The organism is Olsenella phocaeensis (assembly GCF_048189965.1).
Taxonomy (GTDB): domain Bacteria; phylum Actinomycetota; class Coriobacteriia; order Coriobacteriales; family Atopobiaceae; genus Olsenella_I; species Olsenella_I phocaeensis.
This window is the reverse complement of sequence record NZ_DBEZHV010000002.1, coordinates 38,790-49,265: the sequence shown is the minus strand read 5'-3', so window position 1 is coordinate 49,265 and position 10,476 is coordinate 38,790. Positions and strand designations below refer to the sequence as shown.

The following is a 10,476-nucleotide window of genomic DNA, read 5'->3' as shown; positions in this document are numbered from 1 at the left end:
CCAAGACCTGCGACGGCCTGGTCGAGGAGGACCTGGACCGGCTCGCCGACGACGCGCTCGCCGACGCCTGCTACCCCGGCAACCCCCGCGAGGCCGACCACGAGGCGGTCAAGGGGCTCTTCCGCAAGATCATGGCGTAGGCCTCGCCACCATCGTCACCTGCGAGGGGGGCGGTCCATGGGGCCGCCCCCCTTCCCCACGGCGTGCCTACGAGGCCTCGAGGGTCGCGAGCAGGGCGAGGTGGTCGCTGCCCGCGATCTGCAGGGTCTCGAGCTGGCCGACCGCGATGCCCGCCCCCTTGCTGTAGACGATGTGGTCTATCTCGATTAGGGGAGGGATGACCGAGTTGGCGGGAAAGCTCAGGTGGAGTCCCTCGCCCGCGGCCTCTCCCGCGTCCAGGAAGCTGTCCCCCAGAAGCTTTCTGAAGCCGACGTGGTCCCAGGTCGCGTTGAAGTCCCCCATGATCACGTAGGCGTTGTCGTAGCCTGCCAGCTCCGACACGCTCGCCAGTCCCTCGCTCCAGAGGCCCTGCCCTCCCAGATGGGGCGAGTTGGGGTGCGTGCTCACGAAGCGGAGCCGACGCTCGCCCAGGGTCACGGTGCCCGCGGCGAGGGCAGAGGACTCGGTGGGCATGAGGTTCGAGCTCGTGTGCGAGAGGGGCTGCAGCGAGAAGATCGCGTTGATGCCGCCGTTGTCCGTGGCGGAGGCCTCACCCAGGACGTAGTGGGGGAGAAGCTCGTGGATGCCCGACTCGCCCAGCTCGTCCAGGAAGGTCCAGCTCACCTCCTGTAAGGCGAGCACCTCGACGCGCCTCTCCCTGACGGCCCGGACCAGCGCGGCCGCATCCGCCCTGCCGTTCCTCGTGTTGAAGGTCATGAGCCTGAGGTAGTCGTCGTCCGCGACGGGGGCGTCGACGTCAGAGGGGCTCGTGGCCTCGACCGCCGCCTCCGACACGGTCTGCGTGGGGAGGAAGTAGCCCAGGTGCCAGACGACCACCAGGGCCGCAGCCGCGAGGGAGAGCGCGGCGAGGTTCCTGCGCCGCCAGAGGAGGGAGAGCGCGAGGACGAAGGCGAAGGCGGGAAGGGTCCAGATCACGAAGGAGGTCAGCTCGGGGACGGCGCGTCCCTGCGCGTGGCTCAGGGGCAGCATGCGCAGGACCAGGAGCCCCAGGAGGGGCAGCATGAGCATCCAGAGCAGGAAGCTCAGGAAGTTGTGGCGTCCCCTTCGTCCGCGCCTCATGGAAGCCCCTCTCCCCTCGCGCCCATGGTCTGGCCCTCTCCCGTATCCTTGCATTCTAGACGTGCCAGGGCGCCGATCGCCCCTGGGCGCGGCCGTCTCCCGTCTGGGGCCGGCGCGCGGCCACGACGGCGCCCCAGGGGCAAGAGCCAAGACGGGCCGCCTCCGTCTTGGGGGCCACGCGGGCGAAGGCGACACAAGAGGGGGCAGCGCATGTTCCACATGAACGACTATCTTGCCTGGAGGGGCGACCTCCGCTTCGACGAGCGCCCCCTCAACGAGGTCGACGCGCTCGTGCTCTCGTGCCTGAGCTACCTCGACTTCACGGGGTTCGTCCCCGGGCCGGGAGCTGGCGGCGTGAGCCTCTCTGCCGCCTGCCTCGCGCTGGCCGACGAGGCGGGCGAGGACGTGTCCGGCCGCGTGCGCTCGCTTGCCACGTTGGACGCGGAGTACCTCCGCCACCTCGCCTCGTCGAGGCGCTTCGGCGACCTCGTGCTCCACGACTACGTGGACCAGATCGACGAGGGGAGCTCGCTGCAGTTCGCCGCCCTCCGCGCGACGCTTCCGGACGGGGACGAGTTCGTGTCCCTGCGGGGGACCGACTCGACCCTCGTGGGCTGGCGCGAGGACTTCATGCTGAGCTTCACGGTGACCGAGGCCCAGAGGCGCGCGGCAGCCTACTGCGCGGAGGCCCTGCGCGGGCTTGCGGCCCGGGGGAGGGACGCCTACTTCGGTGGGCACTCGAAGGGCGGGAACCTGGTCGCCTTCGCCGCGCTCTCCTGCCCCGAGGGGCTGCGCCCGCGGATCCGCGAGGCGTACAGCTTCGACGGCCCTGGCATGGCGCCCGAAATCATGCCCCAGAGTCCGTCCTCGCTCCTCGGTGACCGCTTCCATCACGTCTGTCCCGAGCACAGCGTCATAGGCATGCTCCTCTCGCGTCCCGAGGACCCCCACGCGTTCGTGCGAAGCGACGGGAGCGGCATGCTGCAGCACGACCCCATGACCTGGGAGTGCCTGCCCGACGGGCTGGCGAGGGCGGAGGGCCTGGACGACGACGCGAGGAGGGTGGACGAGGCGATTGCGGCCTGGGTCTCGCAGATCGACCTGGACCACCGCGCGGAGTTCGTCTCCGAACTCTTCGGCGTGCTCGGCGCAGGGGGTGCCACCACCTTCGACGAGGTGCTCCAGCCGCCGAGCATCCAGGCGGTGCTCGCGGCCGCGGTGTCCGTCAGCGACCAGAGCCGCGAGCTCGTGCGCAGGCTGGTGGGGGCGACCGTGGACGCCTACCGGGCGTCGGCGGGGGAGCGCGTCGCCGAGGCGCGGGAGGCTGCCGCCCGCCAGGCCCGCGAGCTGGTCCGAGACGTCGCCGACCACCTGGCGCTCGCGGGCGAGGAGGGGGAGGCCGAGGCTCCGCGGAGGCAGCCGCCCCTGCCCAGGGCGAGGGGGGCGCGCCCGGACGGCGACGCCTAGCGCAGCCCGGTCACGCCGCCCACCAGGCTGGCGACGACGCTGATCACGATGGCCCCGAAGAACGCCGCGCCGAAGCTCGAGATGAGGATCCCCGCGTGGAAGACGTTGCGCGAGAGGTAGCTCGCGAGCTCGAGCATCAGGGCGTTGATCACCAGCGAGAAGAGGCCGAGCGTCAGGAAGTTGAGGGGAAGCGAGAAGAACGTCGCCACGGGCTTCACGGTCGCGTTGACGAGGGCGAGCATGAGGGCGCACATGGCCGGGCCCATCCAGCTGCCGCCCACGGCCTCGATGCCGGGGACCAGCGCGATCGCTGCCATGGTGGCAATTGCGGTGACGAACCAGGTTCCGAGAAATGACATGGTTTCCTCCTTATGATGGCTTGGTTATACCCAGGTCCGGTTCCTGCCATGCCTCGTGCCAAGGCCCCCTCTCGCTTTAATGGAGTAAAGTAGGCGGCCAGGGGAGGCCACGGATGTCCTGCCCATGGCGAAGGGTGGGGCGCATGGCTCGGAGTGCGAGCGAGAGGATCGGAAGCGCGGACGCGGAGCGGCTGTACCAGGCGGTCGGCCTGGTGTCCGACCCCTCCGAGGCCCGTGCCTTCCTCCAGGACCTCCTGAGCCCGAAGGAGGCGGAGGAGCTGGCCCGCCGCCTGCGGGTCGCCACCATGCTGAGGGACGGGGCGTCCTACCTCGAGGTGTCCCGCCAGACCGGGGCGTCCTCCACCACCGTGAGCCGCGTCTCGAAGTGCCTGAACGGCGAGGCGGGCGGGTACCGCCGCGTGCTCGCCCGGATGGACGGGGAGTAGGGCGCACCGCCATCCGGCACCGCCATGGGCCCGCGGCTCCCTGCCGCGGGCCCATGGCTTGGCGTCCCACCCCCGCGCTACCATGTGCCCGTCGGCACGGGCGACGAGGCGCGGCCGTTCGGTTCGAGGAAGGGGAGGGCACATGCCACTCAAGCTCATACGCACGGACGACCCCCGGCTCCTGGGCGCCCCCGTCATGCGCGAGCTCGGCGCCACTTCCGCCGTCGCCGAGGCGACCCTTCTCGTGCCCTCGGTCGATCAGGCGCTCGCCTGCAGGAGGGCGCTTGCGGACGACCCGCGCGCGCCCCACCTCCTGCAGGTGGCGACCCCCGTCGCCTGGGCGGAGGAGCGCTGGGGGCTGTGGGGTGACGGACGCCGCGTCGTCGACGCCACGGCACGGCTCGCACTTCTGCGCGTCCTGCTCAACCGCGCCCGGTCCCAGGGCGCCCTCGAGGGCCTTGCCGGCACCAGCGGCACGCTGGACCTCCTCGCTCGCCTCTGCTCCGAGCACCTTCCCGAGCTGCCGCCGGACCAGGGCGACCCGCGATGGAGGGCCCTGGGGAGCGCGGAGCGCAAGCTCTGCGGGCTTGTGTGCGAGTACGGGGAGGCGCTCCGCCGCCGTGGCCTCGTGGAGCTCTGCGAGGCCATGTGGCTCCTGCCCGACGCACTCGCCGAGGCTCATGGCAGCCACCCGCGCGTCGTCGCGGCGGGGTTCGACCAGGCGCCCCCCTCGGTCCTGCGCCTCCTCGCGCGCCTCGCGGGCGCGGGGGAGCTCGTACTGGTGGTGCGTTCGGACGGGGGTCCCGCGACGGCCCTCGCGGAATCGTCCGCGCGCGCCGTCGTGGCGCTCTGTCGCGAGCTCGGCGTCGAGGTTGCCGAGGAGGAGTCGGTCGAGGGGCATCGCGCGCCGGCGGCAGGCGAGCTCCTGGGACTGCGTGCGCGGCTCTTTCGCATGGGAGAGCCCTCCATGGGCGCGCTCGAGCCATCGGGCAGGGTCGCGCTCCTCGAGGCGTCGGGCCCCCTCAGCGAGGGGGAGCTCATGTGTGCCGAGCTCCTCGAGCGGGGACGTGCCCTGGCGGCCGATGCCGGGACGGCGAGCCTTGCCGTGGTGGTGCCCGACGTAGGCCGCGCCTGGTCCGAGCTCGCGCCCAAGCTCGCCGCCCGCGGCGCCTGCGTCCGGGCCAGCATCCCCGTGCGCCTGGACCGCATCCCCCAGGTCCGTGCGTTCCTGGGCTTCGCAAGGGAGGTCGCGCGCCTTTCCGAGCTCGACCTCGGCTGGCCCGGGCCCGTCCAGGGTCCCGACGGCAGGCCACTGCCCCAGCTGGGCGACATGTCCTGGTGGCCCCCCCGGCCCATCGTGGACTTCCTGCTGAGCGACGCGAGCGGGATGGGACGGCAGCAGGCGTGGGAGCTCGACCGCCGCTGGCGGGGGAACCGCTCCCTCACCCCGCGCCAGCTGCTCGAGTCCCTCGGCCGCAAGCGCAGCACCAGTCCGGAGGTCCAGCAGGCGACGGCGGCGATACTCCGCGGCCAGGTCGGTCACGCCGCGGGGCTGCTCGCCCATGCCATGGAGGAGGCGGACCAGGCCCAGGCCGACCTCGCACGCTCGCGGGGGGAGGGGCCGGGGACGCCTGGCGAGTCCCGGCTCCGCGGCATCGACGGCCTGCGCTCCCTCCAGGCGGTCTCCGGTAGCGTCAGCGAGCTCGGCCTGGGCCGCGGGAAGGGCAAGGGGCTGGCGCCGGCCGGCATGTCGCTCTCCGAGCTCTGCGACCTCTTCGCCGAGCTCGCGGGGAGGCAGGCGCTGCGCCGCCGCCTCGTCCTGGGGGACGAGGCGGCCCAGGTGGGAGTGAGGCTCCTCTCCCGCCCCGAGGCGGCCCGGCTCGAGCCCGCCTCCCATGACCTCGTCCTGGTCTCGGGGCTCACGGCGGCGGAGTACCCGCTCGCGCCCAGGGACGACGCGTACGAGGCGCTCCTCTCCAAGCTTGGCCTCGGCGGCTCCGACGACCCGCTCGAGCTCGCGCGCTCGCAGTTCGCCTCCGCCGTGGCCGCGGCGCGCAGCTCGCTTCTGCTCGAGCGCGCGACCCATGCCGCGGACGCCTCGGTCGGCTATCCGGCAGTCATGCTCACCGAGGCGCTGGCCTGCTACGGCTTCGAGGGCGAGGGTCCTTGTCCCCTCCGCGTCCGCGGCATGGGGGAGGGCGAGGCGAGCCTCTGCCTCTCGGGGGAGGGCTCGCGTCCCGCCCCGCAGGGCTCGCGCGCGGTCGCGGCCGGCTCGATGCTCTCGCCGGGGTTGCGCGGGATGATCGTCGTCCCCCGTCCGGGCGAGGCCGAGCTGCCGGGGGGCCGTCCGTCCCTCTCCGCCTCCCAGATGGAGTCCTACCTGGAGTGCCCCCACAAGTGGTTCACCCTCAGGAGGCTCGGCCTGGACCGCGTGGACGCCGGCTTCGGCCCGCTCCAGATGGGAAGCTTCGCTCACCGCGTCCTGGAGGTGTCGCACCGCAGGCTCGCGACGGAGGCCGCCCGCGCCGCCGGGCTCCTCGGGGATGGCGGGGAGGCCGACTTCGAGCTGCTGGGGCAGTCGTACGTCCCGGGAACGCGGGTCACGCCGCAGAACCTCGAGCACATGCGCGAGCTCGTCTTGACCGAGGTGGACCACCACCTCGCCCACCAGCTTCGTCGGGCCACCACCGTCGCCGCGCAATCGCTCGTCCCGCATGACAGCGGGGAGCGCCTGCAGCTCGACTTCCTGCGTCGCGACCTCCTGAGCACCGTCGAGTTCGAGCTGGGGGTGCTCGAGGGCTTCGAGCCCCGCCACTTCGAGCTCCGCTTTGGGGGGAGGCGTCCCCAGAGCGTGCACGTGAGCTATGCCGGCGCCGACTTCGTGGGCAGCGTCGACCGGGTGGACGTGAACGAGCACGGCTGCGCCGTGGTGATCGACTACAAGCACAAGGGCGCTGCGGGCTTCGCCGCCGAGTACGACGTGTTCGGGAGGGAGGGCTGTCCCGGGCCGGGGGAGCTCAGGCTCCCGCGCAGGGTGCAGGCCCTCATCTACGCGCAGGTCATCCGCCGCATGATGCCCGACCTCAAGGTGGCGGGGGCGATGTACCTCTCGACCAGGGGGTCGCGCGTGGACCAGCACGAGCTCGCGGGGGTGGTCGACGCCAACTTCGCCGACCAGGTGCTGGGGCCCGCGAGGCAGGCCCGCCTCGACTCCTGCTGCTGCGGGGGGCCTGGCCAGCTGGGCTTCGAGGAGCTGCTGGACGCCACCGAGGAGCAGGTCGCCGCGGCGATAGGGCGCATGCTCGCGGGCGACGTCCGCGCCGACCCCGTCGACGCCAAGGCCTGCCAGTGGTGTCCCGTCACCAACTGCGAGAGGAGGCTGTCCTAGTGGCACGCCGTCTGACACCGGAGCAAGAGCGCATCACGCGGACCCTCGACAGGCCGCTCTTCGTGGCCGCAGGGGCCGGGTCGGGCAAGTCGTCCACCCTGGCCGAGAGGGTCGCGTGGGCCCTCACCCCCGGCTCGGGCGAGGGAGGGGCGCCCTACCTCGACAGCCTCGACGAGGTCCTGGTGATCACCTTCACGCATGCGGCCGCGGACGAGATAAAGGAGAAGATCCGTGCCCGGCTGCGCGAGGGGGGCATGGCAGGCCATGCCCTCGAGGTGGACTCTGCCTGGATCAGCACCATCCACGGCATGTGCTCGCGCATCCTGAGGAGGCACGCTCTCGCCCTCGGCCTGGACCCCGGCTTCAAGGTCGCGGGAGAGGGCGTCTCGGCGGACCTGGTCGAGCGGGCGATCGACGAGGTGTGCGGCATCGTCCAGGACGACCCCGCCTACGCGGAGCTCAGGCGTAGCTTCGAGCTCAGGGGGCGGGCCGGAATCGACGGCGCCGCCACGGTGTTCGGCATGCTCAGGACCCTGCGCGACGCGGCGGGATCGGCCCTGGAGGGCTTCGACTCGGTCGAGTTCCCGGGGACCGCCCCCGACGTCTTCGGGGAGCTCTCGCTCTACCTCGACTGCGTGCAGAGGGCGCTCGTCCTGGGACAGGAGGCAAAGGCCTTCTCGTCCAAGGCCGGCGAGGCGGAGCGCGCGAACCTCCAGAACTCCCTCGAGGTGGTGGGAAGGCTCCTCTCGCTCCCGCCCTCGCAGCGCGACGCGGCGCACGCCGCGGAGGCCTTCGGGCGCATAAGGAAGCCCGGCGACGCCTACAGGTCGAAGAAGATGAGGGAGCTGGGCGCCCAGATCAAGGCCGCCTATGCCGACTGTGCGCTCGCCGTGCAGATGGCTGGCGCGATGCGCTTCCGCACCCAGCTCGTCCAGCTCGCGCGCGAGGTGGACCGTCGCTACGCCGGACTCAAGGCGGGGCTCGGGGTCCTCGACAACGACGACCTGCTCTCGCTCACCCTGCGCGCCTTCCGCGAGCATCCGGAGGTCGCGGCAGAGTACGGTCGGCGCTTCCGCCTGGTCATGGTGGACGAGTTCCAGGACACCAACGCCCAGCAGGTGCGTATGATCGAGCTCCTGAGCGGGCCCGGTGCCTGCCACCTCTGCACGGTGGGGGACGCCCAGCAGTCGATCTACCGCTTCCGTGCCGCCGACGTGCAGGTGTTCCGCGACCGTCAGGCGTCGCTGCCCCCCTCCTCGGTGGTGGAGCTCAAGAACAACTTCCGCAGCCACGACGACGTCCTGCGCTTCGTGGCACACGTCCTCGGACGCGGCCAGGAGGGAGGAGGGGGACTCCTCCCGCGCTTCATGGACCTCGTCGCCTGGGAGGGGCGCGCGAGCGGCTTCGCGGCGCGGGGGCTTCCCCGCGTCAGCGTGGAGCTCGTGTGCTCGAGGCGGCAGGGGAGGGCGCAGGTCTCGTCCCAGGACCGCGCCCGCGTGATGGCGGACAGGGTGGCCGAGCGCCTGGCGTGCTACATCGACGCCGGCCAGAGGCCCTCCGACGTGGCCCTCCTCCTGGGACGCATGAGCAGGCTCGGCAGCTACCTCGAGGCCCTGCGCTCCCGCGGCATCGAGTGCGTGGTGAGCGGCGGGTCGACCTTCTCGCGGAGCGAGGAGGTGCGCCTCGTCTCGGCGCTGCTGCACCTCCTCGCCAACCCCAGGGACACCCAGGACGGGCTCTACCCCGTGCTCACGAGCCAGATGTTCTGCCTCTCGGCAGACGACCTCCTCCTCCTCGCGACCCGCGACCAGGAGGAGGTGGACGCCCTTACGAAGCGGGGGATAGACGCCGGCCTCATGTCGTTCGACCTCCCCGCGGGCCTCGAGCCCTCTCCCGCGCTGCGCTCAGCCCGCGAGCTGGTCGTGCGCGCCTTCCGGAGGCTGGGGAGCTGGCCCGTGCGCGACGTGCTCGCGGCGATGCTCCGCGAGTCCGGCCTCGTCGCCCGCCTCGAGGACGGCGGTCCCGACGGCCAGGCCCGCCTGGCAAACGCCCTCGCGGCCGTGCGGCACGTGGGCGAGCTCGTGGACGAGGGCGGCCTCGGCGTCTGCGAGGCGTCCGTCGAGTTCGACCGCTGGCTCGAGGTCTGCAAGCTCGGTCCCGCCTCGCTCGTGGGCGGGGGTGGCGGCCCGGTGCAGGTCATGACTGTGCATGCCTCCAAGGGCCTGGAGTTCCCCGTCGTCGCGGCGTGCGAGTGCTGGGGCAACGACGCGCCCCCCTCCAAGGGCGTCTGCTGCGAGAACCGCTCCGGCTCCGTGCTGGCCGCCCTGATCCCGCCCGAGGCGGACTCGTCGTGGCTCCGCCGGGACGCCCCCGAGGACGACGCCTCCTGCACCGACTGCGTGGACTGGGCGAGGAGGCTCTTCACGAGCTCGGAGGAGGGCGAGGCGGCGGAGCGCGCCCGGCTGCTCTACGTCGCCCTCACGCGCGCGAGGGAGGCGGTGGTCCTGGGGGTCTCGGCCCAGATGTCGAAGGACGGGAGCCTGAGGCCGCTCCTCGCCTCCGGGGTGTGCCGCGCCCTCTTCGGGGAGGGGCTGCCGGAGCCCGGGGAGCACGACGGGCTCGTCGAATACGGCGGCAGCGAGCCCGCCGCGCTGAGGGTGACCTCCCTCGTGCCGGGACCCGAGGGGGGCTGCCTGCTCGACGACGGGGGGGCCGGGTCCCCCCGCGAGCTGGGTGCCCTGGGGGACGGCCCGAAGGCAGGGGAGGAGCCGTCCCCCTTCGTCAGCTACGACGTCGCCGTCGAGGACGGTCTCGCCGTGCGGGGCGAGTCGGCGCGTGGCTGGAGTCCCCGGGCGGGCGTCTTCAGCTATTCCTCCGCCCGGCGGCAGCTTGACGCGCTGGGGGGAGGGGGGCGGGACGAGGCCACCGCGCTCCTCTCCTGCGACGTCGAGGGGAACTGCGAGGAGCCTGGCCCGTCCGATGGCGCGGAGGCCGATGCCGACCGGGCGACGAGCCTGGGCTCCGCCTTCCACCAGCTTGCTCAGGCCATGGTCGAGTCGGCCTCGTCCCCCTCGCCCGAGCGCGTCGCCCAGACGGAGCGTTACTGGCGGCTCTCGCCCCGGCAGTGCGACAGGCTTGAGGCAGCGCTCGAGCGCTGGGAGGGGTCGGACATCAGGAGCGAGGCCCTCTCGCACGCGTGCCTCAGGGCGGAGCAGCCCTTCTTCAGGAAGGTCGAGTCCAGGTTCGGGAGCTACGTGGAGGGTGCCATCGACCTCCTCTGCTTCGACCCCGGCAGCCCCCGGGCGCTGGTGGTCGACTACAAGACCGGAGACGCGGGCCTCCCTTCCCAGGAGCTCCTCGAGCGCCACAGGATGCAGGCGGGCCTCTATGCCAACGTGCTCCTGGGGGAGGGCTTCGACGAGGTGGAATGCGCCTTCGTCTGCGTGGAGCTCGAGGCCGGCGGCGGCCAGCCGCTCGTCCTGCGCTACGAGTTCGGGGGAGGCCCCTCTCCCCTGAACTAGGCCCGACCGTCCTGGCCCATCGGCTATCATGGGTGGCCAAAAGCCACGCCGACGCC

The 10,476-nt window shown here is 72.5% G+C and carries 7 protein-coding genes; 5 read left to right on the top strand and 2 right to left on the bottom strand.

The annotated features are described in order from the left end of the window. Window positions 1–17 precede the first annotated feature (17 nt). Window positions 18–140: a hypothetical protein gene (locus tag ACMPH2_RS09730; RefSeq protein WP_471752462.1), complete on the top strand. Its 123-nt coding sequence runs from the start codon at window positions 18–20 to the stop codon at window positions 138–140. 67 nt (window positions 141–207) lie between these two features. Here ACMPH2_RS09730 and ACMPH2_RS00335 read toward each other — a convergent pair whose 3' ends face one another. Beyond that, entirely contained in the window at window positions 208–1,239 is a 1,032-nt protein-coding gene (locus ACMPH2_RS00335; RefSeq protein ID WP_417118317.1) for an endonuclease/exonuclease/phosphatase family protein, read from the bottom strand. A 210-nt stretch (window positions 1,240–1,449) separates the two neighbouring features. Here ACMPH2_RS00335 and ACMPH2_RS00330 point away from each other — a divergent pair, with 210 nt between their 5' ends. Further along, on the top strand, window positions 1,450–2,706 hold the full coding sequence (locus ACMPH2_RS00330) for an Mbeg1-like protein (RefSeq protein WP_417118316.1): 1,257 nt from the start codon (window positions 1,450–1,452) through the stop codon (window positions 2,704–2,706). Here ACMPH2_RS00330 and ACMPH2_RS00325 read toward each other — a convergent pair. Next, window positions 2,703–3,065 carry a phage holin family protein gene (locus ACMPH2_RS00325; RefSeq protein ID WP_009278985.1) on the bottom strand — a complete coding sequence of 121 codons (363 nt, stop codon included), beginning with the start codon at window positions 3,063–3,065 and terminating at the stop codon, window positions 2,703–2,705. The two genes, ACMPH2_RS00330 and ACMPH2_RS00325, sit on opposite strands and share 4 nt — an antisense overlap. 143 nt (window positions 3,066–3,208) lie before the next feature. Between ACMPH2_RS00325 and ACMPH2_RS00320 the strand changes: the two genes are divergently transcribed. The 3 genes from ACMPH2_RS00320 to ACMPH2_RS00310 all read left to right on the top strand — a co-directional run bounded on the left by ACMPH2_RS00320 (window position 3,209) and on the right by ACMPH2_RS00310 (window position 10,420). Beyond that, a complete protein-coding gene (locus ACMPH2_RS00320; protein ID WP_417118315.1) occupies window positions 3,209–3,511 on the top strand; it encodes a YerC/YecD family TrpR-related protein in 303 nt (100 codons plus the stop codon). 142 nt (window positions 3,512–3,653) lie between these two features. Next, window positions 3,654–6,899: a PD-(D/E)XK nuclease family protein gene (locus ACMPH2_RS00315; RefSeq protein ID WP_417118314.1), complete on the top strand. Its 3,246-nt coding sequence runs from the start codon at window positions 3,654–3,656 to the stop codon at window positions 6,897–6,899. Next, window positions 6,899–10,420, top strand: a complete 3,522-nt coding sequence (locus ACMPH2_RS00310; protein ID WP_417118313.1) for a UvrD-helicase domain-containing protein — start codon at window positions 6,899–6,901, stop codon at window positions 10,418–10,420. Before ACMPH2_RS00315 ends, ACMPH2_RS00310 begins: the two co-directional genes overlap by 1 nt. Window positions 10,421–10,476: the final 56 nt, after the last annotated feature.